Here is a 25,028-nt window from a genome sequence, read left to right on the forward strand (position 1 = left end):
GTATGAACGCAATCGATCCCAAGCGTGGCAGGCGCGCGTCAGCCGTGCGACGATTGCCTGAGGATGAACCGAGCCGTTGGCTGGAGCGCCTGACTGCACCCCACTTCCACCGCCTTCTGGACCGCATCGATTCGGGACTTGAGAAGGGCAAACTCGAAGCGACACTGCCCGATGGCACGATCAGGATGTTGGGCGGGCGGGCGGCAGGGCCCGCGTGCGAAGTCAGGTTGGTCCGCTGGCGTGCTCTACTGCGGCTGATCGCTGGTGGGTCGGCGGGTTGGTACAGGGCGTGGGCTGCAGGTGAGTGGAGCAGTCCCGATCCGGTTCCGCTGTTCGAACTGTTCATGGCGAATGCCATGACCTTGGGCAATGTGGCGCGCCCGAACGGCCCAGGACGATGGTTTGCGGCGCTTGCGCATCACCTGAGGCGCAATAATCGGCGGGGATCGCGTCGCAACATCGCTTATCATTATGACCTGGGGAACGATTTCTACGGCCTCTGGCTGGACCGCAACATGCATTATTCGAGCGCGTTGTTTTGCGATCCAGACGACCGGAGCGAAAGCCTGGAGCGCGCGCAGCAGCGCAAGGTGGACGCTATACTGGATCGGCTCCACCTCAAGCAGGGCAGTGCGCTGCTGGAGATCGGCTGCGGATGGGGAGGGCTTGCCGAGCAGGCGATGCAGCGCTCGGCCATCCGCTATGATGGGCTGACGCTATCGACCCACCAAGCCGATTACGCGCGTGAACGGCTGGGTGCCGGAGCCAATATCCTCCTGCGTGATTATCGCGATGCCCAAGGTCAATATGACGCCATCGCCAGTGTGGAGATGGTGGAAGCCGTTGGCCAGGAATATTGGCCTGCCTATGTGAGTGCGATCAACAGGCTTCTGAAGCCCGGGGGGCGAGCCGCGGTTCAATATATTCTGATCGATGATGCCATTTTCGATCGATATGCCCGTGGAGCTGATTTCATTCAGACCTATATTTTCCCAGGCGGCATGTTGCTTTCCGAAAGCCGCTTCAGGGCTCTGGCGGAGGCCGAAGGGCTGGAATGGCGCGACGTTCACCATTTTGGCCAGCATTATGCGGAGACACTCAGGCGATGGCGCGAGCAATTCGATCGCACTGTCGATCGCGGCCTTCTACCCGCCAGCTTCGACCAGCACTTCGTGGCGCTTTGGCGCTATTACCTCATGTATTGTGAAGGCGGCTTCAGGAGCGGCACGATCGATGTCGCCCAGGTTACGCTGGTCAAGCCCGGCTGACGAATCAATCTATGCGCAGGTGATAACCGTTCGGCTGGTCCGACAGGACGAGGTCGGCGATCGCTTTGCCAACGACCTCCGGTTCTTTCACCGTTGCCGGATCTTCCCCTGGATAGGCTCTGGCGCGCATGGCGGTCCGCGTTGCTCCGGGGTCAACGATATGGGCGCGGATCGCGGAAATATTCTTCACTTCCTCGCCATAGGCGCTGACGAGCGTTTCGAGCGCTGCCTTGGATGCGCCATAGGCCCCCCAATAGGCGCGGGGCGCACGTGCGACCGATGAGGTAATCGCAACGACGCGGGCATCAGCGCTAGCTCGAAGCATTTTGTCGAATGCCGCGATCAGGGCCTGCGGTGCCGCTATGTTCAAGGTGAGCTGCCGGGCAAATTCCTTGGTATCGATAGCGGGAACTGCGGCCAAGCTACCGAGCGTTGCGGCATTGAGCACCAGGACATCCAGAGCCTGCCACCGGCCAGATACCGCTTGCGCTAGTCGTCCGATGCTCTCTCCATCTATAAGGTCAAGTGGCGCGATGGTCGCGCTGCCGCCGACGCCGTGAATATATTCTTCCACCTCCTCAAGCCCGCCAGCGGTTCTGGCCGTCAGAATGACGTGAGCACCGGCAGCGCCCAACGCCTTGGCGGTGGCAGCGCCGATCCCGCGGCTCGCGCCGGTTACCAGGGCAAGCTTACCGGAAAGAGGAAGAGTGGACATGAGGTATCCTGTTCGCCCTTCTGAGTGAAAGGCCGTTCATTGAAAAGGGAATGGCTGCTCAGGCCGAGCAGCCATCCAGATTTGCTTTAGTGATCAGACAACCCGCTCGGCGAGCAGTTCAAGCTGGTTCTGCACCACGGCATCATCCTGATCGGTGAGTGTGGTGGGATAATCGCCGGTAAAGCAGGCGTCGCAATATTGCGGCCGGATGTCCGCCCGCTTTGCCTCGCCCAGCGCTTTGTAGAGCCCGTCAATCGAGATAAAGGACAGGCTGTCGGCATGGATGAAATCCTGCATTCCGCCGATATCCAGACGATGCGCCAACAGCTTGGTGCGCTCGGGCGTGTCGACGCCATAGAAGCAGCTATGCTTCGTCGGCGGACTGGCAATTCGCATGTGCACTTCCTTGGCCCCAGCTTCGCGCATCATTTGTACGATCTTGAGGCTGGTGGTCCCACGAACGATCGAGTCGTCGATGAGAACGATGCGCTTGCCCTGGATCAGCGCGCGATTCGCATTATGCTTGAGCTTGACACCAAGGTGCCGAACCTTGTCCCCCGGCTGGATGAATGTACGTCCGATATAGTGCGAGCGGATGATGCCAAGCTCAAACGGGAGGCCGGATTGTTGGGCATAGCCGATCGCCGCAGGCACGCCGCTGTCGGGCACGGGGATGACCAAGTCGGCATCGACCGGGTTCTCGATCGCCAGTTGAGCGCCGATGGCTTTGCGAACCGAATAGACGCTCGACCCATCAACGATAGAATCGGGGCGGCTGAAATACACATGTTCGAAGATGCAGGGGCGGGGGTGTACGTCGCCGAACGGGCGGTGGCTCCGGACGTCTCCATCATGCGTAACGATGACAAGCTCGCCAGGATCGATAGAGCGGACATGTTCAGCACCGACGACGTCGAATGCGACGGTTTCAGATGCGAAGATCGTGGCGTCACCCAGCTTTCCCATCACCAGGGGGCGGATACCAAGCGGATCGCGACATGCGATCATGCCTTCAGGCGTGGTCACGATCAGTGAATAAGCACCCTCGACCTGCTTCAGCGCGTCGATGAACTTGTCGAGCAGCGTCCGGTAGGTCGAGGTTGCGACCAGATGGATGATCACCTCGGTATCGGAAGTCGACTGGAAGATCGAACCGCGCCGGATCAACTCGCGCCGAAGCTTCATGGCGTTGGAGATATTGCCGTTATGTGCGACGGCAAAGCCACCGGAATTAAGCTCTGCATAGAGCGGCTGCACATTGCGGAGCGAGGTTTCGCCCGTCGTTGAATAGCGGACATGGCCAGATGCGGTATTGCCCGGCAGGGCGCGAATCACTTCATCACGGTCGAAATTGCCCGCCACATGGCCCATCGCCCGGTGGGTGTGGAAATCATGGCCATCCCAACTGGTGATGCCAGCAGCTTCCTGACCGCGATGTTGCAATGCGTGGAGTCCAAGTGCGACGATCGCCGAAGCGGTCTCCGCCTGGATGACTCCGAAGATGCCGCATTCTTCACGCAGCTTGTCGTCGTCGAACGGGTTTGTCGTAAACATGGGTGCGAGCGGGTCCATAGCCGATGCCGTGCGCCTCAAAGGGCTGCTTCGCGCGCATATAGTGGCTCGATCCTGATTTGTCGCCTGTTTGAAACAAAAAAGGCTGTCGAGCGGCGAAGATGGGAAAGTTTCCTGGGTGGTCGCGGACAGAAAAGCGCTACTGGCTTTGCGCGTAAGGCAGAGCTAAAGAGCCTCTCCAAATGCACCGTTTTGCCAATCCTGCCCGCTTCCTGAAGATCGCGCGGCCGCTGACCGCCTGGCTGTTCTGGCCTGGGCTGATACTGCTTTTGGCAGGTGCGGGTTGCGGTCTTCTTGTTACCCCGGCTGATTATCTGCAGGGTGAAACGGTAAGGATTCTTTATATTCATGTGCCTGCCGCATGGCTGGGGATGGCGGGATGGACCGGGATCGCGATATCCGCGCTGATGCAGCTTATATGGCGGCATCCGCTTGCAGCTGTTGCGGGGCGGGCCATTGCAGTTCCAGGCGCATTATTTACCGCGATCTGCCTCGTCACGGGATCTATCTGGGGCCGTCCCACCTGGGGAACGTGGTGGGAATGGGACGGTCGGATGACCTCCATGCTGGTGCTCTTCTTCCTCTATCTGGGATATATAGCGCTGGCCAATGCAAGTGCGCGGCAGGATCAGGGTGGCGTCAGTCCCGTGACGGCAATCTTCGGTCTTGTCGGGGCGGTGAATATTCCCATCATCAATCGCTCGGTCGTGTGGTGGAACAGCTTGCATCAGGGCCCCAGCATCACGCTGCGAGGATCAAGCATCGACCTGTCGCTTCTCTGGCCACTTGGCTTCACGCTCACGGGATTTTCTCTCCTGTTCGGGGCGATCGTGCTCATGCGGATGCGGACTATATTGGCGCGTAACAAGGTTGAGGCGCGCATGCAGCGGCTGGCGCGGGGATAATCGACATGAATCAGTGGGCTTTTGTCGCCGGCGCCTACGCGCTGACCTTTTTGGGCACGCTCGTCCTGTGCCTTTCCTGCTGGCGCTCCATGCGCGACGCGGAGGCAGCGGCGCAGAAATTGACGGACAGGTCATGAAGGCGAAGCATCAACGCCTCGTCCTCGCGCTGGTCGCGCTCTTTGCCTTGATCGGTGCGGGCTTGCTCGCTGCCTCTGCGCTCCGTGATGAAGCCGCCTATTTCTATGCGCCCGCCGACGTTCGCGCGAAAGGTGTAGAAGAGGGCAAAGCCATTCGTCTCGGCGGCATGGTGGTCAAGGGCAGCCTCAAGCGGGCGGCAGACGGCGTAACCCTGCATTTTGACGTGACTGACGGGAAGGCGACTGTTCCTGCGGTGTTCAAGGGTATTGCGCCTGATCTTTTCAAGGAAGGGTCTGGTGTAGTTGCGGAAGGGGCGTTTGATGGCGCGGGCACCTTCGTTGCCACGAACCTGCTGGCGAAGCATGACGAACGTTACATGCCTCGGGAGCTGGAAGGCCTGCAATATAACGAAACGACCCACGAGATGAAGGCGGGCCAGTGAGAGCGGCATTCATGACCATCGGGCCTCAGCCAGCGGTGAGGGCGGCATGATCGCAGAAGCAGGTCTCGTCGCGCTATGGCTGGCCGCAGCGCTCGCGTTTCTTCAATTAGGTCTGGTGGCTTTCGGACTGGCGGGAAAGAAAAGCGAACTGCTCGAGGCCGTGCGGCCGGTAGCGGTCGCCCAAGGGGCGCTGACCACCATCGCCTTCACCGCACTGATCGCGCTGTTCATGCGATCGGACATGTCCGTGTTGCTGGTCGCCAACAACAGCCATTCGATGAAGCCATGGCTGTACAAGTTCGCTGGAACATGGGGCAATCATGAAGGCTCCATGCTGCTCTGGGTCACCGTCATGGGCGTGGCTGGCGCTGCGGTGGCCTTGTTCGAACGAGCGCTACGGCGAGATACGCATATGGCGACACTCGGCGGACAGGCTGCGATCAGCCTTGGATTCTATGCATTTCTGCTTTTTGCTTCCAATCCTTTCGCGCGGATCAATCCGCCCGCGGCTGATGGTCAAGGGCTCAACCCGCTGTTGCAGGACCCTGGCCTCGCCTTCCATCCGCCCACCCTGTATCTCGGATATGTCGGGTTGTCGGTGGCTTTTTCCTTCGCGATCGGCGCGCTGCTGACGCGGCAGGTGGATGCATCCTTTGCACGGGCGATGCGGCCGTGGGTTCTGGCTGCGTGGATACTCCTCACGCTCGGCATCACGGCTGGCAGCTATTGGGCCTATTATGAACTGGGCTGGGGCGGTTGGTGGTTTTGGGACCCTGTCGAGAACGCGTCGTTGATGCCGTGGCTGGCGGCGACAGCGCTTTTGCACAGCGTTACGGTGCTCGCCACGCGCGATGCGCTGCGCGCGTGGACGGTGATGTTGGCGGTTATCGCATTTTCGATGTCGATGGTCGGCACATTCCTTGTCCGTTCGGGCATCCTGACCAGTGTGCACGCCTTCGCGGTCGACCCTGAGCGCGGCAGCTTCATCTTGGTCCTGTTGGGAATTTACATCGGGGGAGCGCTCGCGCTCTTCGGATGGCGGGTGGGTGCGGTACGCGAGGGAGCGCCTTTTGAGCTTGTCAGCCGCGAGACCATGCTGGTGGTCAACAATCTGCTGCTCTCCGTCATCCTTGGTCTGGTGTTGATAGGGACGCTCTATCCACTTCTTACCGAAGCCTTTGGGCACAAGGTCTCGGTTGGTGCGCCCTATTTCGATCGGATAGCGGGACCCATCGCCCTGATCCTGATGATCGTCATGGCGGCAGGACCTTTGACTCGGTGGCGCCGGGACAATTTGGCTGAGGTTGGGCGGCGATTGATCGTCCCGGCCGTCATCGCCATGATCGCCTTTGCTGCTGTGGCTATACTGGCATGGGGCCGGATCGGCGTGCTGCCGTTCCTCGGGCTGGTCATTGCCCTGGCTGTCGCGGCGGGAAGTGTGGCCCCACTCTGGAAGCGTAATTTGCGGCGTACCCCCCTGTTTACCTGGGGAATGGTTGTTGCGCATTTGGGGTGTGCCGTCAGTCTTGCCGGCATGGCCTGCGATTCCGCTTTCACCGTAGAAAAGCTTGCGGCGGTTCGGCCCGGTGACGTGGTCGAAGCGGCAGGTTGGAAATTGCGTCTCACGCGGATCGTTCCGATAGCAGGCGATAACTGGACTGCGTTGCAGGCTGACATGGAAGCGAGCCGGAATGGAGGCCCCCCCGTCATGCTGCATCCACAATCGCGCTTTTTCCCTTCACCTCCCACGACCACGACCGAGGCAGCGTTGCTGACGCGTTGGAATGGTCAGCTTTACGTCGTGCTGGGCCAAGAGGCGGACCAGGGACGCTGGCAACTTCGGGTTTGGTGGAAGCCGTTCGTCACGCTGATATGGTTCGGCGGTGCGCTAGTCGCCCTAGGTGGCGCATTGGCGCTGGTGGGACGTGAGCGTCGTGGCTGGCTTCTCAAATGGCGCGGCAAGGCGGCGGTCGCATGAGGAAGCTGCTCATCTGGCTGCCGCTGGCACTCTTTGCGGGATTTTTCATCCTTTTCGCCAGTGGTTTGTTGAAGCCTGACGACCGCGTTATCACGTCAAAGCAGGTGGGCAAGACCTTGCCCGACTTCACTCTGCCGCCAGCGGCGAGCGATCGGCCCGCGTTGATGAGCCGTGAGCTGGCAACGGGCAAACCGCGCCTGCTGAACATCTTCGCCAGTTGGTGTGTGCCCTGTGCCGCCGAGGCGCCCCAACTTCTCGCCTTGAAGCGGGCAGGGGTGGAGATCGATGCCATCGCAATCCGTGACGCTCGTGAGGATGTGGACCGGTTCCTGGCGCGCTATGGCAATCCTTATGACCGGATCGGGCTCGATGCGCGCAGCAGCGTGCAGATCGCCTTGGGTTCATCCGGCGTTCCGGAAAGCTTCGTCATCGATGGAAAAGGCCGGATTGCCTATCAACATGTGGGCGACATACGGGCGGACGATATTCCCATGATCCTCCAGCAGTTGGAGGATGCCCGGTGAAGGCCCTGCTAACCCTGTTCGCATTGCTGTTGACCCCGCCGCTTCTGGCGCAGTCGGCGCTTCCTCCTGCTCCCTATGCGGACCGGCAGATCAGTGATCCTGCACTGGAACGCAAGGCGAAGGCGTTGATGGAGACGATCCGCTGCCTCACCTGTCAAAGCCAGTCAATCGCAGACAGCAATGCAAGCATGGCTGGCGATATGCGGTCGCAGATCAGGGAAAGGATCATGGCCGGGGAAGAGCCCGAACATATTCGCCGCTGGCTAATCGAGCGATATGGTGATTGGGTGAGCTATGAGCCCACAGCTGACCCGGTTCTCTGGCCGCTTTGGGGTGCGCCATTATTGCTGATCGGCCTTGGTTTGCTGCTGTTGCGTGGCCGCATCAAACGGAAGGCACGGCGATGAACGGCTGGCTGATAGCGGCGGCTTTTGCATTCTGTCTCATGGCGTTGCTCCTCGCGGTAGGACGCATTCCGCGCATGTCATGGGAGCTGACGGCTGCGGCTGTGCTGCTTGGGCTCGCCGGTTATGCTTGGCAAGGAAGCCCCGGATTTCCTGGGCAGCCGAAAATGGCATCGGCCTCCACGGACAGGGGGCAGTTTGACGAGCAACTCGCAGAGCGGCGCCGCGGAATGGCGGAGCGCTACGGCAAGGCTGGACAGTGGCTGATGTTGTCGGATGGCCTCGGCAGGCAAGGCAAGACCAAAGAGGCGGCAAATGTCATACTGGCGGGCCTGAAGCAGACGCCCGATGATCCCAATTTATGGCTGGGTCTTGGGAACGCGTTGATCGCTCATGCGGGTGGGGTGGTGTCGCCGAGCGCCGACTTTGCTTATCGTCGTGCGATGACGCTGGACCCGGACGCCCCTGCGCCACCTTATTTTTATGGCTTGGCCCTCGTTCGCGCCGGTCAGTTGCAGGCTGCAAAGGAACTGTGGGCGCCTCTGGTCGCTAGAGCTCCCGAAGGATCGGAAATCAGGGCGGAACTGGAACTCAGCATTGCGCGTATCGACGCAATGTTGGCAGCGGGAACGCCTGTCGCCCAGTGATATGGCGGTTCAATTGCGCTGGTCATGGAGGCGTGGTAGGGGGCGCCCCTTCTTAATGAATATTGGGAATTTTCCCGTACATCGCCTAGGCTTGAGTGTCGTATGAATATGACCATCTGGCGTTTCCTTCATGGCTGATCACATGGCGAGCGGCGTCGACCACTCCGGCGACGAATCGGCCGAAGAACACGGGCACGCGCGTCAGAAGGCCACGCTGAAACTCGTCGTGGGTGCGGTCGGTATCGTGTTCGGCGACATCGGCACCAGCCCGCTGTATGCGTTCCGCGAAACGTTCGCTGGCCATCATCATCTGGCTCTCGATCCCGCTCACATCCTGGGTGTCATCAGCCTGATGTTCTGGTCGATGATGCTGGTCGTAACGCTCAAATATGTCACGATCATCATGCGCGCCGACAATAAGGGCGAAGGGGGGAGTCTTGCGCTTCTTGCATTGATCAACGGGCAGACCAAAACGCAGCGTTGGTCTCGCGGAATCGTTTTGCTGGGCGTATTTGCAACCTCGCTTTTTTATGGCGATTCGATGATCACCCCGGCCGTATCGGTGCTGTCGGCCGTCGAAGGGCTGGCAGTTTACAACTCCCAACTCGCGCCAGCGATCTTGCCGGCCGCTGTGGTCATATTGCTGGGGCTGTTCTGGATTCAGGGCTTGGGGACCAATCGGGTCGCTGCCTTTTTTGGTCCGATAATGCTCGTCTATTTCGTGACGATCGCGGCGTTGGGCGTGATCAGCATCATCGAGACGCCGGGTATTCTCTACGCCTTCAACCCCTATTGGGCGGTCATGTTTTTTCTGACCGATCCGCTGCCGGCTTTCCTTGCCCTCGGCGCGGTCGTTCTCGCGGTCACGGGCGCGGAAGCGCTATACGCGGATATGGGCCATTTCGGACGCAGCCCGATCCGCGTGTCGTGGCTCTTCTTCGTGCTCCCGGCCTTGATGATGAACTATATGGGGCAGGGAGCTCTGCTGTTCCGCGAAGGTGCGGCGGCTCTGCACAGCCCCTTCTACCATCTTGCCCCTCAATGGGCACAGCTGCCGCTGGTCGGTCTTGCAACCCTAGCTGCCATCATCGCGAGCCAAGCGGTTATTTCCGGCGCGTTTTCGGTCACGCAACAGGCGATCCAGCTCGGCTTCATGCCGCGCCTGCGGATTGCGCATACCAGCGCCTCGACCGCCGGGCAGATCTATATCCCCATGATCAATTGGGGGCTGATGGTGATGGTGATCCTGCTTGTGCTGGTTTTCCAGACATCGTCCAATCTGACCGCCGCTTATGGTATCGCAGTCACTGGCGCGATGTTCATCGACAACCTGCTGCTTACCGTGCTGCTTTACCGGCTGTGGAAGTGGCGTTGGTATTATTCGGCACCACTGCTGGCAGTGTTCTTCACCGTTGACGGGGCGTATCTTGCAGCGAACTTCACCAAAGTGCCGGATGGCGGCTGGTTCCCGCTGCTGATCGGCTTCGTGGTGTTCACGCTGCTGACGACCTGGTCGCGGGGCCGTCGACTGGTGCAGGATCGGCTGCGCGAGGGCGCCATGCCTATCCCGGTGTTCGTGGCGTCGGCAGCAAATAGCGCCGTTCGCGTGCCGGGAACAGCGGTCTTCATGACGTCGACGTCCAACGGAGTTCCGCATGCGCTTCTGCACAATTTGAAGCACAACAAGGTTTTGCATGAACGAGTCATCTTATTAACCGTGAAAATCAGGGACGTGCCGGTCGTGGAAGAGGATGGCCGGTGCAAGTTGGAGGACCTTGGGAAAGGCTTCTTCCGGCTCGTGCTGGAATATGGGTTCATGCAGGAGCCGGATGTTCCGGCGGCGCTCAAGAATGTCACGGGATGCGGGCAGGCGTTTCGGATGATCGAAACCAGCTTCTTCCTCGCGCGGCAGACATTGTTGCCGTCCGCCAAGCCCGGAATGCCGCTGTGGCGAGAGAAGATTTTTGCCTGGATGCTGCGCAACGCTGAAAGCGCGATGGAGTTTTTCCGGCTGCCGACCAACCGCGTCGTCGAATTGGGCAGCCAAGTAGAAATATAGACGCAGAAAAGGGCGCGACCATCAGGCCGCGCCCCATGAACATTCCTAAACGGAAGCGGATCAGGCCGCGTCGCGATCCTTGTTGATATCGACGAGCTGACCGCCGTTGATGGAAATTTTCTTCGGCTTCATCGCTTCGGGGATTTCGCGAACGAGTTCGATCGTCAGCAGGCCGTCCGCAAGATCGGCCTTTTCCACCCGCACGAAGTCGGCAAGCTCGAAGCGCCTTTCAAAGCTGCGATTGGCGATACCGACATGCAGGAACTTGGAACGATCCGAACTCGCGCCATCGTCCTTGCGTCCCACAACCTGCAGCAGGTTCTGCTGCGCGGTGATGTCGATTTCATCCGTCCGGAAACCGGCGACGGCGAGCGTCACGCGGTAACGGTCCTCGGAAAGCCGTTCGATGTTGAAAGGGGGGTAGTTGTCGCCCTGCTGCAACCGCGCGTTGTTTTCGATCAGGTCGAAGAGACGATCGAAACCGACGGTGGAGCGGCGATAAGGGGTAAGGTCAAAACCACGCATGTCATAATCTCCATCAGAGCAAAATGAACATACCGGACCCTCAAAAAGGCATCCGGCGATACGATGCACGACCCCATTTGGCGGACGCGCGAGGTTGATATGGTTGAAGGAAAACCGGTTTCAAGAGGCCTGTCATGGGCGGAATCAAAAGTGCCCGGACCGCGTTTCCACGATCCGGGCACTAATGGACGATTGCTCGTCTCCCCCTTGGCCTGCCTCGACCACTTCTCAGCCCCCTAAGCTTGAAGTGGGAAGCAGTATCCCTGAACCACGGCCATTAACCTGTGCTTCGTTGACTTTGCTATGGCCCGCGGAGGCCGCTGTCACGGGCTATTTCCTTGGCCGAAGATTTTCCCTTCACCCCTGTGGCTGACGTGCAACAATCCGTTGCGCTTGCCGTTAGTGGAGACCCTGCTAGACGGGCACTAATCGACATCACATAAAGGGCCGTTCGCGCCACCATGATCTTATCACGCTACGAACGCATGATCGCCAAGCGCTATCTGCTGCCTGGCAAGGGAGAGGGATTCATCTTCCTGGTCGCGGGCATCAGCCTGGCCGCCGTGATGCTTGGCGTCGCGGCGCTCATCATCGTGATGAGCGTTATGAACGGCTTCCGGGCAGAGCTGTTCGACAAGATCGTCGGGTTGAACGGTCATGCCGTGGTTCAAGGCTATGGCGGACGGTTGCCGGACTGGCGTTCGATCCTGAATGAAGCGAAGGCGACGCCGGGTGTCACCAGCGCCACACCGCTGATCGAGCAGCCACTGCTCGGCAGCTTCCAGGGGCGGGTGGAAGCCGTTCTTGTCCGTGGCATGACCGTCAACGACATCCGGAACAATGCGACCCTGAAGGCAAAGGTGCTCGCGGGGAGCATGGACAATCTCACCGCCAATGCGGGTAAGGTCGGCATAGGATCAAGATTGGCCGAAAATCTTGGTCTCCAGCTGGGTGACAGCATCACGATCATCAATCCCGCAGGCCGCTCCACACCCTTTGGAACGGTGCCGCGCCAGATATCCTACCAAGTCGCTGCGATCTTCGAGGTCGGGGTGTACGACTATGACAAGGCCTTCGTGGTGATGCCGATGGAGGATGCCCAGACGCTGCTGCTCTTGGGCGATGTGGTCGGCATGATCGAGGTGGAGACGGTCGATGCCGATCGGGTCGGCACGATCCTGGAGCCGCTGGCCGGGAAGGTCGCAGGCCGCGCGGTCGTGACCGATTGGCGGCAGATGAACGCGTCCCTGTTCGAGGCGCTGGCCGTCGAGCGGGTGGCGATGTTCGTGGTGCTTTCGATCATCGTGCTTGTCGCCGTCTTCAACATCCTTTCGTCATTGATCATGCTGGTCCGTGCAAAGACGCGCGACATCGCGATCCTGCGCACGATGGGGGCGAGCAGGGTGGGCCTGGTGAAGATCTTCATGACCGTGGGCGTGACGATCGGGTCGCTCGGGATGGCTGCGGGCTTGGTGCTGGGCTTCACCTTCCTCTTCTTCCGTCAGAGCGTCGTGAATGCGATCCAGTTCATGACCGGGCAGAATCTGTGGGACCCTTCGATCCGCTTCCTGACCGAGTTGCCGGCAAAACCCGATCCGATAGAGATCACGATCATCTGCCTCATGGCGCTGATCTTCAGTTTCCTTGCGACGCTCTATCCCGCGTTCAAGGCCGCCAATACCGATCCCGTGCAGGTGCTGCGCTATGAATGACATATTGAAGGTTGAGGGGCTGAAGCGCAGCTTTACCCAGGGCGGCGTGACGATCGAGGTTTTGCGCGGCGTCGACCTGACCGTGGGGCAGGGCGAGATTGTGGCGCTGCTCGGGCCGTCAGGCTCTGGCAAGTCCACGCTGTTGCAGGCTGTCGGCCTCTTGGAAGGCGGCTTCGACGGGTCGATCCGCATCGATGGCGAGGAAGCCGCGCGTCTTGATAATGACGGAAGGACGCGGCTGCGCAGGGACGCGCTGGGCTTCGTCTATCAGTTCCACCATCTGCTTCCGGATTTCAACGCCGCGGAAAATGTCATCCTGCCGCAGGTCATTCGTGGCCAGGACAACGGCGCGGCCCGCGCGCGCGCTGAATCATTGCTCACCTCCCTGGGTCTGGGTCATCGTGTTGATCACCGTCCGAGCCAGCTTTCGGGCGGCGAGCAGCAGCGCGTCGCCGTCGCCCGCGCATTGGCGAACCGGCCCGCTCTGATCCTGGCGGACGAACCCACCGGCAACCTGGATGAGCGCACCGCCGACATCGTGCTGGCAGAGTTTCTCCGATTGGTTCGGGAGGAAGGTTCAGCTGCTCTGGTGGCGACCCACAATGAACGGCTCGCGGAAAAGATGGACCGCGTCGTGCGTCTTCATGAGGGCCTGCTGGAAGAGGCTTCAGACCTGAACTGAGGCGTCGTCCCGGACAGTTGCCACGACGATCTGGTTTCTGCCTTGGGCCTTCGCCCGGAGGAGGGCCGCATCCGCGGTTTGGACGAGCTGGTTCGGCCTTCCATGATCGGGATAAGCGGCAAGCCCGAACGATGCCGTGACCGGCCCAAGCTGCTGATGGCCATGCTGCACGCGAAGGTTCTGAATCCTGGCCTGAACCTGCCGTGCACGGTCGATCGCCTGATCCAGGGAGAAGTGCGGCATCAGGAGTACGAATTCTTCACCGCCGAGGCGGAAGGCGTAGCCATCTTCGCGGAGGGATTCGTTCAGAACATTGCCGACGGCCCGCAGCACGGCGTCGCCCGCGTCATGGCCATGCGCATCGTTGAACCGCTTGAAATGATCGATGTCGATCATAAGGCAGGCGAGGGGGGACCGGTCCCGGCTGCTGACCGCCACGGCATCTTCAATGGCTGCGTCGAATTGCCGCCGGTTCGACAGGCCGGTCAGCGCGTCGACCATCGCCATTTCGCGCAGGGCGTCGCGAAGGCGGAGGTTCGCAAGGGCCAGCCCGATATTTTCGGCCAGCATCTCCAGATATTTCTCGCTCCGTTCGATCTGATCGGCCGAGACGTTGGCAGGTTCTTCGAAATACAGGAGGCCGATCGTTTCCCCCTGTGCTGCCAGCGGCATGCAGATGGTGGGAGCAGGGGTTTCCGAACCCAGATGCTCGCAGGGGATGTCGATGATGTTGCCGGACGGCCGGTGCGTTTGCCCGCGACGCAGCGCCCAACAGGCTGACGGGGAGAATTCCGCCTTGGACCATTGTGGGGACAGCCAGTCGCAGGCCTGACGCATGGCGTTCCGGCGCGCATCATAGATGTACAGCCTGCCCGCGAAGCCCGGCGCGATTTCCGGGGCGAAACGCCGCACGACGCCAGTAAGATCGGCGCTGTTGTCGCAACCCTGAAGCCGCTGCGTCATGCGGGAAAGAAGGTCCTGCATGATGCGATCGGCGTCGCGTTCCTTTTCCAGCCGTTGGCGTTCAAGGCCATTTTCCCGGAAGATTCGGATAGCCTGAGCCATGTCGCCGATTTCATCCACATGGGAAATGTCCGGCGGAATGGCCGCGAAGTCCTGCGCGGCCAGGCGCGTGACGACGTCGCTCAGGCGCACGACGGGGTGCAGGATGCGCTGTTTGAGGATGAAATAGAGAACGCAGAGGAACAGGAGCGCGGTCGCCCCGAGCATGATTTCGGACATGCTGCGCCATTGGCGCGCCGTCGCGGTGGCGCGGGCTATGGCTGCTTCGGTCCGTTGGTCCAACATATATTGGAACTTGCCGATCTGAGCGGCGATCCGGTCAAGCTCCCGGCCATATTCGTCACCGAACAGGATGGTTCGCGCAGTGTCCTGATCGCCTGCCTGGGCGGCGCGAAGTGCAGCCTCCTGCTCATCGGTCAGGGCATCCGCCCAATGCAGCGCGTCGCGCAGGGCCCTGAGTTCGCTCTCTGTCGCGCCTGCGTCGCGCAAATGGCTGATCCGCTGTTCCACTGAACGCAGCGCGGCCTTTTCACGCTGATAGGCGACGAGGTGGGTGGGATCGCCGGTGATCGAAAAGGATCGCGCCTGTTCGGTCTGGCGATAGCTGTCCTCAAGCAGCGCCGAGGTCAGTTGATCGAAGCGCGCGCGTTGCTCGACTGCCTCACGCTCGTTTTTCTCAGCGCCCGACGCCATGAGCATCGTGGTTCCGGAGGCGAGGGTAAGCAATAGGGTGGCGCCATATGCCCAATTGGTGATCGTCGACAAACGCATGGGGCGCACACTATATCGGAGAGGTTGGAGAATGCTTAACCGCGTGGAAAGCAGTCTCAAAGAGCGAGATGCCGCCAAATTGGTGGTCGGGGGCCTTTCGAAAGGACCGGGGAATGCTTATCCACAGCATTTCTCAAGAAGGACTGGCGCCAAGGCGGCCAGGGACGCTATCAACGCAAAATGCCTCATGCCGGTTTTGTACCCCTTCGCATCTTTTCCTCTTACACCATGCTGGAAGGTGCAATCGAGCCGAAGAAGATCGCGAAGCAAGCGCGGACGCTGGGCTTCCCCGCAGCAGCGATCACCGACCGAAACGGCCTTTATGGATCGATGGCATTTTCGGATGGGTGCAAAAGCGAGGGCGTGCAGCCGATCATCGGGGCCATGCTGGGCATATTGCGGCCGGGGCGTCCCGCCAATGCCGCCGCGGTACACGATTGGCTGGCCCTTTATGCTCAGGATGAGGCGGGGTACGACAATCTCTGCGCCCTGGTATCGATGGCGCATCTCGATCGCCCGGTCGAGGAAGTCCCGCATGTCACTTTGGAGGCTCTGGCTGGCAGGACGGACGGGCTCATAGCGCTGACCGCAGGCGCGGAAGGGGCGATTGCCCGGCTTTTCGCGGAGGATCAGCCGGACGCCGCGCTTGCTTATGTCGATCGGCTTGCCGCGCTCTTTCCGGATCGGCTGTATGTCGAAATTTGCCGCAGGCAGGACCCCGTCGAGGGCAAGGCGGAAGCTGATTTGCTCGATCTTGCCTATGCGCGTGACCTGCCGCTGATCGCGACCAATCCGACCTGTTTTGCCGAACCTCATTTCCATGAAGCGCATGACGTGATGCTTTGCATCGCCGATGGCGCCTATGTCGAAACGCCTGATCGGCGGACCAGCTCGCCCGATGCCTGGATGAAACCCGCGGCCGAGATGCAGCGCCTGTTCGAGGATTTGCCTGAAGCTTTGGCCAACACGCTGGTCGTGGCGCAGCGCTGTGCGGTCGCTGCACCGAAGCGCAAGCCGATCCTGCCCAGCCTTGCCGGTGACATCGAGGGCGAGGCGCGGATGTTGCGGGAGCAGGCGGCCCAAGGGCTGGAACTGCGGCTCGCAAAGGCGGGGATCGAGGGTGACGAGGCGCGTCAGCCTTATTTCGACCGGCTGACTTTCGAAACCGACATCATCATCCAGATGGGGTTTCCCGGCTACTTCCTGATCGTGGCCGACTTCATCAAATGGGCGAAGGAGCAGGATATTCCTGTGGGGCCGGGCCGTGGTTCGGGCGCGGGGTCGGTGGTTGCCTGGGCGCTCACGATCACGGATCTCGATCCGCTGCAACTGGGGCTGCTGTTCGAGCGCTTCCTCAATCCAGAGCGTGTTTCGATGCCGGACTTCGACATCGATTTCTGCGAAACGCGGCGCGGCGAAGTAATCCGCTACGTCCAGCAGAAATATGGCGTCGATCATGTGGCGCAGATCATCACCTTCGGTAAGCTGAAGGCGCGCGCGGTGCTGAAGGATACCGGCCGCGTGTTGCAGATGAGCTATGGCCAGGTCGACAGGCTCGCCAAGCTGGTGCCCAATCATCCAACGGACCCCTGGACGCTGGAACGCTCCTTGAACGGCGTTGCAGAGTTGAGGGCCGAATATGACAATGACAATCAGGTCAAACGGCTGATCGACTATGCAATGAAGTTGGAGGGCTTCCCCCGGCATAGTTCGACCCACGCTGCGGGCGTCGTGATCGGCGATCGGCCCTTGTCACAGCTTGTGCCCCTATACCGCGATCCGCGTTCGGATATGCCGGTGACGCAGTTCGACATGAAATTTGTCGAAGGCGCGGGGTTGGTGAAGTTCGACTTTCTCGGCCTCAAGACCCTGTCCGTCTTGCAAAAGGCGGTGCAGCTGCTGGCGGGGCGCGGTGTCGAGGTCGATCTGAGCAGCCTTAGCTGGGATGATCCGGCGGTTTATGATTTGCTCCAGCGGGGCGATACCGTGGGCGTGTTCCAGCTGGAATCGGAAGGGATGCGCAAGACGCTGGCGGCCGTCCGGCCCACCAACTTTGGCGATATCATCGCGCTCGTGTCGCTCTACCGCCCCGGCCCGATGGACAATATCCCGATGTTCGGCCGCCGCAAGAACGGACAGGAAGATATTGAATATCCGCATATTCTGCTGAAGCCGATCCTCGAAGAGACCTATGGCATCTTCGTCTATCAGGAGCAGGTGATGCAAGCCGCCCAGATACTGGCGGGCTATTCCTTGGGGGACGCAGACCTTCTCCGCCGCGCCATGGGCAAGAAGATCAAGGCGGAAATGGACGCGCAGCGGGCGCGGTTTGTGGAGGGATGCGCGAGGAGCGACATTCTAGCGGCCAAGGCTAATGAGCTGTTCGATTTGATCGACAAGTTCGCCGGCTATGGCTTCAACAAGTCGCATGCTGCGGCCTATGCATTGCTTGCCTATCAGACGGCCTGGTTGAAAGCCCATTATCCGGCCGAATTCTACGCCGCATCGATGGCGTTCGATATCCATCTGACGGATAAGCTGACCATATTCGTTGATGACATGCGTCGCATGGGGCTCAGCTGCCTTGCGCCTGACATCAATCGCAGCCTCGCTGACTTCTCCGTAGAGCCGATCGAATATGAGGGGGAGGATGCCCGGCTCGGCTTTGCGGTTCGCTATGCCTTGGGCGGGCTGAAGGGCGTGGGCGAGAAGGCGATGGAGCAGCTTGTCGCCGAACGCGACGGCGGTGGGACATTCAAGTCTCTCGATGATTTCGCCGACCGGATCGAGCCGCGATTGTTGAACCGCCGCCAGTTGGAAAGCCTTGCCGCGTCAGGGGCGTTCGATGAAATTCACCCTGACAGGGCGGGCGTGCATGCAGCGGCCGACACGATCCTGAGCGTCGCCGCCAGTGCTGCCGAAGCGCGCGAGAGCGGACAGGGCGGCCTGTTCGGCGATGTCGAAACGCCGCACGCAGACGTGCGCATTCCGCCGCATCAGACCTGGTCCACTGCCGACCGGATGGCGCAGGAAAAGGAAGCGTTCGGCTTCTACTTCTCGGCGCATCCCGTCGATCGATACCGGCATCTGGCTGATGCACGTGGGGCGAGGAGCTACGGGGCGATCTGCGCCGAGCAGGTGGCGGAAGGGGGGCGGGCCAACGCAGTCATGGCGGCCATGGTTGAGGAGGTCCGCTGGCGTGAGACGCGGCGCGGCGCACGCTATGCGGCGGCGACATTTTCCGACAGCAGCGGGCAGTTCCAGGCAAGCTGCTTCGATGAGGACGCGTGCAAGGCGATCGAGGCCATGGCTCGTGACGGAGACTGTGCGCTGCTGATGGTGGAACTGGATCGCATGCCAGGCGAAGAAACGCCGCGCGTGACGATCAGGGGCGTGGAGCAGTTCAATCAGCTTGCCAGCGCATCGCGGATGGAACTGGTCGTGGATGTGCAGGATAGTGCCGCCGTGAACGAACTCGCGCAATTGCTGTTGCGCAGCAGGGGCGGGCGAAGCGAAGTATTCCTGCGCGCGCCAGTGGCGGGCGGCAAGGCTGCCCGGATGTTCCTGGGCGATGATTATCTGATCGGGGCGGACCAGGTCGACGCCATCGCACTCATCCCCGGCCTTGCGATCCAGAGTTTCGAGCGCATGGAGCCGAAGGCCGATGGCTATCGGGCACGGACCCGGCGTTCGGGGTTCAGGCTGGTTGCGGCAACGGCCTGATCAGAAAAGTTGAAGCTGCGGACCTGCCGGTGGGCGGAACAGGTCGGTCCTGAGCGTCAGTCGTTCGCCCGAGAAACCGGCGCGCCTTCGCGCCTTGATGAAGCGGGTGCGGATCAGGTCAGCCCAGATGCCCTGTCCGCGCATTCTGGTTCCGAAGTCAGGATCATTGTCGCGGCCCCCCCGGATGTCACGGATGATCCCCATGACCTTCGCGGCCCTGTCGGGATAATGTTCCTGTAGCCACGCCCGGAACAAGGGCGCGACTTCGAACGGCAGGCGCACGGGTATGAATGTGGCGTCCCGGGCGCCCGCCGCGGCGGTCGTTTCGACGATGGCCTCAATCTCATGATCGGTGATGGCGGGAATGATGGGAGAGACGCTGGCGACCACGGGAACGCCTGCTTGCGCCAACTGGCGAATGGCTTCCACCCGGCGAAGAGGGTGAGCCGCACGCGGTTCGAGAGTGCGTGCAACCTTGGGGTCAAGCGTGGTGACGGATATCATCACCGCCACCAGCCGATCACGGGCCATGTCTTGAAGAAGATCTAGGTCGCGAAGGACTCGGTCCGACTTGGTCGTGATGAAGATTGGGTGACGACATTCCGCCAATATCTCAACGCATTGCCGCGTGATCTTCCAGTCTCGTTCGATCGGTTGATAGGGATCGGTGTTCGTCCCCATGGCGATCGGCGAGACCCGGTAGGAAAGCTTGGACAGTTCGGCGCGCAGCAGGTCGGGCGCGTCCGCTTTGGCGAAGAGGCGTGTTTCGAAGTCCAGCCCCGGTGACAGGTCGTGATAGGCATGGGTCGGCCGTGCGAAGCAGTAGATGCATCCATGCTCGCAGCCTCGATAGGCATTGATCGATTGGGTAAAAGAAAGATCGGGCGATGTGTTGCGGCTGATGATCGTGCGGGGATGTTCCACCGTGACCTGCGTCCGGCGGCGCGGTGTTGGTCCGTCTATGGCGTCAACGGCATCAAGCCAGTCGCCGTCAGCGACCTGTTCCGCCATGTTGAAGCGGTGACTGACGACGTTCAGCGTCGCGCCTCTACCCTTTTCAGCAACCATGTCTTATTAGAACATAAAGAGAACATGGTAGCAAGGGTGGGGATTCAGCGCTCCATCAGGCGGGGCATCAGTTCGACGAAGTTACAGGGACGGAAACGGCTGTCGAGTTGGCTGGAGAGGATGCCGTCCCAGGCATCTTTCACCGCGCCGGTAGAACCCGGCAGCGCGAAGATATAGGTGCCGCGCGAGACACAGGCGGTGGCGCGTGACTGTATCGTCGACGTCCCGATCGTCTGGTAGCTGAGCCAGCGGAACAGCTCGCCGAAACCGGGTATTTCCTTGTCCTGGACCTGGGCGACCGCTTCGGGTGTCACGTCTCGGCCCGTGACGCCGGTTCCGCCAGTAGTGATGATGCAATCGACTTGGGGATCGTCTATCCAGCTGTGGAGGCGCGCGACGATGGCGGCTCGATCATCCTTTTCGATATGGCGCGCAGCCAGAATGTGGCCCGCCGCCTTGATCCGATCGACCAGGGTGTCGCCGGACCGGTCTTCTGCAAGGCCCCTGCTGTCCGAAACGGTGAGGACGGCAATGCGCACCGGCAGAAATGACCGGCTTTCATCGATCGGCATCAGTCAGAGCCGCCCGCGATACTGGGGGCCGAGAGCGTGTTGTTCTGGCTCATCCGGACCATGCGCGTCCCCTTGGCGGTGGGGAAGGTCGGCCACATGCCCTGTGCCATGCCGGTCAGGCAATCCGCGCTTCCCTTCGCCTGGATCTGGTACATCCAGTAGTTGCGCATGACGATGTTCACATAAGCGCGGGTTTCATAATAAGGCAGCGACTCCATGAACAGCAGAGGGTCGCCATTGTCCTTGACCTCGCTGTTCCAGCGCTGAACGGGCAGTGGGCCTGCATTATAAGCAGCCATGACCTTTGGCAGAAGTCCGCCCGTAGCACTCATGTTGCGGAGATTTTCGAGGTAGCGTTGGCCATATTCCATGTTGGTCGACGGCACGAACAATTGGGCTGCGGAAGCAAGGCCCATGTCACTGCCGGTGCCAGGCAGGACCTGCATCAGCCCGCGTGCTCCCGCACTGCTGACGACATCGCTGCGGAAGCCCGATTCCTGAAGTGTGTGAGCGTAGATCAGCGCTGGATCGACACGCCAGCCGCCGTCGGGACGCCAATCCGGCGTTGGGAATCGTGCGAAGCTGTCGGGCTGTTTACCCGCCGGGCCGTTATGGGCGAGCCATAGTTGGGTGGCGGGAAGGCTGAGGGCATTGGCGAGCTTTAGCAGGGCGTCATATTGAGCAGCGCCGCCCAGCCGGGCCTGATGGCGGATGAACTGGTCAGCCTTCGCAAGCTGACCGATTGACGTGAGAGCAATCGCAGCGCGGACATTCGGGCTGTCCTTCAGCTGTTGCCAATCAGCTGATCCGAAGCGCGGAGCGGTCCTCGCGCCGCCCAGCGGCAGGCCAAGCGTTTCGCGGGCGAGCAAGCCGTAGAATGTTTCGCCGGATCGCGCGGCGGTCTTGAGGAGATTCTCGACCTTTTCCGCCTGACCGCAGGCCATGTAGGCGCGCGACGCCCAATAGGCGCCAGCCGCGCGCATGTCGGCATTTCCAGCGAGTGCAGCGACATTGGCGAAGGCAGGCGCCGCCGCAGCGCAGTCATGCTGACGCCATGATGCAAGGCCGAGCGTCCAGTGCGCCTGCACCATCCAGTCGCCGCCCGCACGGGTCTCAAGGGAGCGGTTGGCCATCCGCCGCGCGTCCGCATCGTTATTCTCGATATAGTAGGACCATGCGACGCGCTGGCGTACTTCGGTCAGGCCTTCGGGCGTCAGGCCGATTTCTCCCGACGCGAGCAGCGTTTCCGCTCCCACCGGATCGTCATTCTTGATGAAGGGCGTGATCTGACCAACCAGCGCCTGGGCCAGCAGGTCGGTCTTTGTCGTCGCGACATATTCGCGGCGCGGCGCTGAACCCAGCCAAACCATCTTCTGGACCTGGGGGAGCGTGGGGAGGATCGTCGCGCCCCGCTTCTGCGCGAGCCGGGAAAGTTGATCCGCGTTGGGAAGCCAGGCCGCCTTGTTCACCAGGTCGAGTACGTCGAACAGCTCAACGCGCGGCGAGTCCTTGGCTACATAAAGGTCGGAAAGCGCGACTGAGCGCATCGGGTCCTGCGGGTCCAGGGCCAGGATCAACGCTTTCGCATCAGCCCAGCGCTGATCCGACAGCGCCGAATAGATGGCCGAGTAACGCGTCTTGTCGCCCTCGTCGACGGACAGGGCTGGGTTGAACCCTGACCTGAAACCAGCCGTTGCCGCCGCATTATCCGCTTTGGCGGGCACGGCCGCGGCGGCACTGATGGCGGCCAGTGCCAGGCAAGACGATCGGGTGAGCGCGCGAATCACTGATGCATATCCTCGACCAGGCGTTGCAATGTGCGCCAACATTCCGCTTTCGCCGCGGGCTGCCCCAGCAGGAGCCGCGGATGGAAAGTGGCTAAAGCAGGCACAGTGCCGCCATCATGGTTAAAAAAGTGTAAACTTTCCATTCCCTGCCTGTCTTGTACGGGAAGGAAAGTGCGGATCGTCCGGTCGCCCAGAAGCAGCAGCCTGCCGGGAATCGCGAGCGAAACATGGGTGCGCATGCGGTCAGCGGCTGCATTGAGGTCGGCCGCCTCCACCATGCCGCCGGGCGGGCGGGCGCAGAAGAGGGAGGCGATATAGACGCTCTCCCGGGACAGGCCGACAGCAGACAGCATCGCGTCGAACAAGCGTCCGGCGCGATCGGCAAGCAATGTGCCTGCGTCCATGTCGGCTGGATCAGGCATGTCGGTAATCACCATCAGCGGCGATCCAGCTTGCCCTTGCGGCGATATCGGCGTGCCTGGCCATCGGCGTTCCGGTTGCGCCGAATCCCGGGCGAGCCAGTCCGTAAACTCCTGAAGCGAGCCTGGCTTCTTCACAGTGGCCGGAGATGAAGGGGCTGGCGCCAGCGGAACGGCCGGTGCCGGACGAAGCCAGTTCACCGGCTCTTCCGCCGTCGCGCAATCCACGCCCGCCATGTCCCACCACGCCAGATAGGCGCTGGCGGCATCGGCCAGATCTTCCGTCATTCCCCGCATCGATCTTCTAGGGCCAGAGGTTGACGCCGGGGTCAAGAATCTTCATCGGCAACCGGTGGTAAATCGTTTGAGTAACGCGGCGGCCGGACAGGAGAGGGAAACCATCCGGCTCGTCCCGATGGAGGGATTATGAGCGAACGGGAATCGATGCCCTATGACATCGTCATCGTCGGCGGGGGACCGGCGGGGCTGTCCGCGGCGATCAGGCTGAAGCAACTGGCCAACGACTCTGGCCAGGAACTGGCGGTGTGCGTCCTGGAAAAGGGCTCGGAGATCGGCGCTCATATTCTTTCGGGCGCGGTGATCGACCCCCGGGCCCTTGATGAGCTGATCCCCAAATGGCGCGACATGGGCTGCTCGCTGGCGGAAACGCCGGTGCGGGACAACCAGCACTGGTTCCTGACGAAGCGCGGCAAATTGCCGGTGCCGCATATTTCGACGCCGCGCTGGATGCACAACAAGGGGACCTATACGGGTTCGCTCGGCAATCTGTGCCGCTGGCTGGCCGAGCAGGCCGAAGGATTGGGCGTCGAGATATTCCCCGGATTCGCCGCTGCCGAGATCCTCTACAATGAGGATGGCAGCGTGAAGGGCGTCGCGACCGGTGACATGGGCATTGATCGCGAGGGCAATCGAAAGGGCGATTATCAGCCGGGGCTGGAGCTGCACGCCAAATATACCTTCTTCGCTGAAGGCGCGCGCGGCCACCTGACCAAGATCCTCAAGCGCCAGTTCGAACTGGACAAGGATTGCGAGCCGCAGGTCTACGGCCTTGGCATGAAGGAATTGTGGGATATCGATCCCGCCAAGCACAAGCCGGGCCTGGTGATCCATACCCAGGGTTGGCCGCTGACGGACGCCTATGGAGGCGGGTTCCTCTACCATCAAGCCAATGGGCAGGTTGCCTTGGGCTTCGTCGTGGGCCTGGGATACCGCAACCCCTATCTCTATCCGTTCGAGGAGTTCCAGCGCTGGAAGCAGCATCCGGCGATCCGCGAATATCTGGAGGGTGGCCGCCGCGTTTCCTATGGCGCGCGCGCGATCAACGAGGGCGGCTGGCAGTCGGTGCCCAAGCTCGTCTTCCCCGGCGGTGCGCTGATCGGCTGCTCCGCAGGCTTCGTCAACGTGCCGCGCATCAAGGGCACGCACACGGCGATGAAGTCGGGCATGCTCGCGGCAGAGGCGGCGTTCGAGGCGATTCAGAACGAACGCTCCCGCGATGTGCTGCACGACTATGATGACCGCCTGCGCTCCAGCTGGGTTGCGGACGAGTTGAAGCTGGTCAAGAATGCGGAGCCGCTGCTGGCGAAGTTCGGCAATACGATCGGTACGCTGCTGGCGGGCGTCGATATGTGGATGCGCACGCTGAAGATCGGGTTGCCCTTCACGATGAAGCACAAGCCGGATAATGAAAAGATCTGGCCCAAGGAGATCGGTCACAAGATCGATTATCCCAAGCCCGACGGGGTGATCAGCTTCGATCGCCTGTCCTCTGTGTTCCTGTCGAACACCAATCATGAGGAAGATCAGCCGGTCCACCTGCAGCTGAAGGACCCGTCGATCCCGATCGCATACAACTTGCCGCTCTATGACGAGCCCGCGCAGCGTTATTGCCCGGCAGGCGTCTATGAGGTGGTCGGTTTGGAAGAGGGCAATCCCCGGTTCCAGATCAACGCCCAGAACTGCGTCCACTGCAAGACGTGCGACATCAAGGACCCGACGCAGAACATCAACTGGGTCGTGCCCGAAGGCGGCGGGGGGCCGAACTATCCCAATATGTAGGCGCCTGCTCTGCGC

At 61.1% G+C, this 25,028-nt stretch carries 21 protein-coding genes; 13 read left to right on the forward strand and 8 right to left on the reverse strand.

The annotated features are described in order from the left end of the window. The first annotated feature begins 2 nt into the window (after window positions 1-2). Window positions 3-1,268 (forward strand): SAM-dependent methyltransferase, encoded by a 1,266-nt coding sequence (locus tag NCHOL11_RS05875; protein ID WP_097091480.1) that lies wholly within the window; start codon window positions 3-5, stop codon window positions 1,266-1,268. Window positions 1,269-1,272: 4 nt separating this feature from the next. On the opposite strand, the gene NCHOL11_RS05880 is transcribed toward NCHOL11_RS05875, so the two are convergent. Both NCHOL11_RS05880 and purF read right to left on the reverse strand, forming a co-directional pair. Next, entirely contained in the window at window positions 1,273-1,983 is a 711-nt protein-coding gene (locus tag NCHOL11_RS05880) for an SDR family NAD(P)-dependent oxidoreductase (RefSeq protein WP_097091481.1), read from the reverse strand. 93 nt (window positions 1,984-2,076) lie between these two features. Next, on the reverse strand, window positions 2,077-3,555 hold the full coding sequence (purF, locus tag NCHOL11_RS05885; protein ID WP_097091482.1) for an amidophosphoribosyltransferase: 1,479 nt from the start codon (window positions 3,553-3,555) through the stop codon (window positions 2,077-2,079). A 182-nt stretch (window positions 3,556-3,737) separates the two neighbouring features. On the opposite strand from purF, the gene ccmC reads away from it, so the two are divergent. The 8 genes from ccmC to NCHOL11_RS05920 all read left to right on the forward strand — a co-directional run bounded on the left by ccmC (window position 3,738) and on the right by NCHOL11_RS05920 (window position 10,652). Continuing rightward, on the forward strand, window positions 3,738-4,460 hold the full coding sequence (gene ccmC / locus NCHOL11_RS05890; RefSeq protein WP_097091483.1) for a heme ABC transporter permease CcmC: 723 nt from the start codon (window positions 3,738-3,740) through the stop codon (window positions 4,458-4,460). 5 nt (window positions 4,461-4,465) lie between these two features. Beyond that, window positions 4,466-4,597: a hypothetical protein gene (locus NCHOL11_RS18505; RefSeq protein WP_255254731.1), complete on the forward strand. Its 132-nt coding sequence runs from the start codon at window positions 4,466-4,468 to the stop codon at window positions 4,595-4,597. Next, window positions 4,594-5,040 (forward strand): cytochrome c maturation protein CcmE, encoded by a 447-nt coding sequence (gene ccmE / locus NCHOL11_RS05895; RefSeq protein WP_097091484.1) that lies wholly within the window; start codon window positions 4,594-4,596, stop codon window positions 5,038-5,040. Before NCHOL11_RS18505 ends, ccmE begins: the two co-directional genes overlap by 4 nt. 46 nt (window positions 5,041-5,086) lie before the next feature. Further along, complete coding sequence (locus NCHOL11_RS05900) at window positions 5,087-7,018, forward strand: heme lyase CcmF/NrfE family subunit (protein WP_097091485.1); 1,932 nt, start codon at window positions 5,087-5,089, stop codon at window positions 7,016-7,018. Next, window positions 7,015-7,542, forward strand: a complete 528-nt coding sequence (locus NCHOL11_RS05905) for a redoxin family protein (RefSeq protein WP_097092761.1) — start codon at window positions 7,015-7,017, stop codon at window positions 7,540-7,542. The genes NCHOL11_RS05900 and NCHOL11_RS05905 overlap by 4 nt, the downstream gene beginning before the upstream one ends. Then, window positions 7,539-7,949: a cytochrome c-type biogenesis protein gene (locus NCHOL11_RS05910; protein ID WP_097091486.1), complete on the forward strand. Its 411-nt coding sequence runs from the start codon at window positions 7,539-7,541 to the stop codon at window positions 7,947-7,949. Before NCHOL11_RS05905 ends, NCHOL11_RS05910 begins: the two co-directional genes overlap by 4 nt. Continuing rightward, complete coding sequence (locus NCHOL11_RS05915; protein WP_097091487.1) at window positions 7,946-8,593, forward strand: tetratricopeptide repeat protein; 648 nt, start codon at window positions 7,946-7,948, stop codon at window positions 8,591-8,593. Before NCHOL11_RS05910 ends, NCHOL11_RS05915 begins: the two co-directional genes overlap by 4 nt. A 130-nt stretch (window positions 8,594-8,723) precedes the next feature. Then, on the forward strand, window positions 8,724-10,652 hold the full coding sequence (locus NCHOL11_RS05920) for a potassium transporter Kup (RefSeq protein WP_097091488.1): 1,929 nt from the start codon (window positions 8,724-8,726) through the stop codon (window positions 10,650-10,652). 60 nt (window positions 10,653-10,712) lie between these two features. On the opposite strand, the gene NCHOL11_RS05925 is transcribed toward NCHOL11_RS05920, so the two are convergent. Then, window positions 10,713-11,177: an Hsp20 family protein gene (locus tag NCHOL11_RS05925; RefSeq protein WP_097091489.1), complete on the reverse strand. Its 465-nt coding sequence runs from the start codon at window positions 11,175-11,177 to the stop codon at window positions 10,713-10,715. 461 nt (window positions 11,178-11,638) lie between these two features. On the opposite strand from NCHOL11_RS05925, the gene NCHOL11_RS05930 reads away from it, so the two are divergent. Together NCHOL11_RS05930 and NCHOL11_RS05935 are read left to right on the forward strand one after the other, a co-directional pair. Further along, entirely contained in the window at window positions 11,639-12,889 is a 1,251-nt protein-coding gene (locus NCHOL11_RS05930; protein WP_097091490.1) for a lipoprotein-releasing ABC transporter permease subunit, read from the forward strand. Further along, a complete protein-coding gene (locus NCHOL11_RS05935) occupies window positions 12,882-13,571 on the forward strand; it encodes an ABC transporter ATP-binding protein (RefSeq protein ID WP_097091491.1) in 690 nt (229 codons plus the stop codon). Before NCHOL11_RS05930 ends, NCHOL11_RS05935 begins: the two co-directional genes overlap by 8 nt. On the opposite strand, the gene NCHOL11_RS05940 is transcribed toward NCHOL11_RS05935, so the two are convergent. Beyond that, the gene (locus tag NCHOL11_RS05940) at window positions 13,557-15,365 is read right to left on the reverse strand and encodes a diguanylate cyclase (RefSeq protein ID WP_097091492.1); all 1,809 of its coding nucleotides are present in this window, start codon (window positions 15,363-15,365) and stop codon (window positions 13,557-13,559) included. The two genes, NCHOL11_RS05935 and NCHOL11_RS05940, sit on opposite strands and share 15 nt — an antisense overlap. 180 nt (window positions 15,366-15,545) lie before the next feature. Here NCHOL11_RS05940 and dnaE point away from each other — a divergent pair, with 180 nt between their 5' ends. Then, window positions 15,546-19,088 (forward strand): DNA polymerase III subunit alpha, encoded by a 3,543-nt coding sequence (gene dnaE / locus NCHOL11_RS05945; protein ID WP_097091493.1) that lies wholly within the window; start codon window positions 15,546-15,548, stop codon window positions 19,086-19,088. On the opposite strand, the gene NCHOL11_RS05950 is transcribed toward dnaE, so the two are convergent. From NCHOL11_RS05950 to NCHOL11_RS05965, 4 genes are read right to left on the reverse strand one after another with little or no spacing between them, the layout of a single operon-like run. Then, complete coding sequence (locus tag NCHOL11_RS05950) at window positions 19,089-20,156, reverse strand: PA0069 family radical SAM protein (RefSeq protein WP_097091494.1); 1,068 nt, start codon at window positions 20,154-20,156, stop codon at window positions 19,089-19,091. A 44-nt stretch (window positions 20,157-20,200) separates the two neighbouring features. After that, entirely contained in the window at window positions 20,201-20,728 is a 528-nt protein-coding gene (gene moaB / locus NCHOL11_RS05955; protein WP_097091495.1) for a molybdenum cofactor biosynthesis protein B, read from the reverse strand. Next, window positions 20,728-22,515: a lytic transglycosylase domain-containing protein gene (locus NCHOL11_RS05960; RefSeq protein WP_097091496.1), complete on the reverse strand. Its 1,788-nt coding sequence runs from the start codon at window positions 22,513-22,515 to the stop codon at window positions 20,728-20,730. Before NCHOL11_RS05960 ends, moaB begins: the two co-directional genes overlap by 1 nt. Continuing rightward, window positions 22,512-23,222 (reverse strand): uracil-DNA glycosylase family protein, encoded by a 711-nt coding sequence (locus NCHOL11_RS05965; protein ID WP_097092762.1) that lies wholly within the window; start codon window positions 23,220-23,222, stop codon window positions 22,512-22,514. The genes NCHOL11_RS05960 and NCHOL11_RS05965 overlap by 4 nt, the downstream gene beginning before the upstream one ends. 138 nt (window positions 23,223-23,360) lie before the next feature. Between NCHOL11_RS05965 and NCHOL11_RS05970 the strand changes: the two genes are divergently transcribed. Further along, window positions 23,361-25,013 carry an electron transfer flavoprotein-ubiquinone oxidoreductase gene (locus NCHOL11_RS05970; protein WP_097091497.1) on the forward strand — a complete coding sequence of 551 codons (1,653 nt, stop codon included), beginning with the start codon at window positions 23,361-23,363 and terminating at the stop codon, window positions 25,011-25,013. The last annotated feature ends 15 nt before the right edge of the window (window positions 25,014-25,028 follow it).

It is taken from the genome of Novosphingobium sp. Chol11 (assembly GCF_900218065.1).
Classification (GTDB): Bacteria; Pseudomonadota; Alphaproteobacteria; order Sphingomonadales; family Sphingomonadaceae; genus Sphingobium; species Sphingobium agri.

Coding starts and splice junctions, on each gene's coding strand:
- NCHOL11_RS05970 (WP_097091497.1), top strand. CDS start 23,361: ATGAGCGAACGGGAATCGATGCCCTATGACATCGTCATCGTCGGCGGG.
- NCHOL11_RS05915 (WP_097091487.1), top strand. CDS start 7,946: ATGAACGGCTGGCTGATAGCGGCGGCTTTTGCATTCTGTCTCATGGCG.
- NCHOL11_RS05905 (WP_097092761.1), top strand. CDS start 7,015: ATGAGGAAGCTGCTCATCTGGCTGCCGCTGGCACTCTTTGCGGGATTT.
- NCHOL11_RS05965 (WP_097092762.1), bottom strand. CDS start 23,222: ATGACGGAAGATCTGGCCGATGCCGCCAGCGCCTATCTGGCGTGGTGG.
- ccmC (WP_097091483.1), top strand. CDS start 3,738: ATGCACCGTTTTGCCAATCCTGCCCGCTTCCTGAAGATCGCGCGGCCG.
- NCHOL11_RS05935 (WP_097091491.1), top strand. CDS start 12,882: ATGAATGACATATTGAAGGTTGAGGGGCTGAAGCGCAGCTTTACCCAG.
- purF (WP_097091482.1), bottom strand. CDS start 3,555: ATGGACCCGCTCGCACCCATGTTTACGACAAACCCGTTCGACGACGAC.
- NCHOL11_RS05875 (WP_097091480.1), top strand. CDS start 3: ATGAACGCAATCGATCCCAAGCGTGGCAGGCGCGCGTCAGCCGTGCGA.
- ccmE (WP_097091484.1), top strand. CDS start 4,594: ATGAAGGCGAAGCATCAACGCCTCGTCCTCGCGCTGGTCGCGCTCTTT.
- NCHOL11_RS18505 (WP_255254731.1), top strand. CDS start 4,466: ATGAATCAGTGGGCTTTTGTCGCCGGCGCCTACGCGCTGACCTTTTTG.
- NCHOL11_RS05950 (WP_097091494.1), bottom strand. CDS start 20,156: ATGGTTGCTGAAAAGGGTAGAGGCGCGACGCTGAACGTCGTCAGTCAC.
- NCHOL11_RS05925 (WP_097091489.1), bottom strand. CDS start 11,177: ATGCGTGGTTTTGACCTTACCCCTTATCGCCGCTCCACCGTCGGTTTC.
- NCHOL11_RS05880 (WP_097091481.1), bottom strand. CDS start 1,983: ATGTCCACTCTTCCTCTTTCCGGTAAGCTTGCCCTGGTAACCGGCGCG.
- NCHOL11_RS05940 (WP_097091492.1), bottom strand. CDS start 15,365: ATGCGTTTGTCGACGATCACCAATTGGGCATATGGCGCCACCCTATTG.
- NCHOL11_RS05900 (WP_097091485.1), top strand. CDS start 5,087: ATGATCGCAGAAGCAGGTCTCGTCGCGCTATGGCTGGCCGCAGCGCTC.
- moaB (WP_097091495.1), bottom strand. CDS start 20,728: ATGCCGATCGATGAAAGCCGGTCATTTCTGCCGGTGCGCATTGCCGTC.
- NCHOL11_RS05920 (WP_097091488.1), top strand. CDS start 8,724: ATGGCTGATCACATGGCGAGCGGCGTCGACCACTCCGGCGACGAATCG.
- dnaE (WP_097091493.1), top strand. CDS start 15,546: ATGCCTCATGCCGGTTTTGTACCCCTTCGCATCTTTTCCTCTTACACC.
- NCHOL11_RS05930 (WP_097091490.1), top strand. CDS start 11,639: ATGATCTTATCACGCTACGAACGCATGATCGCCAAGCGCTATCTGCTG.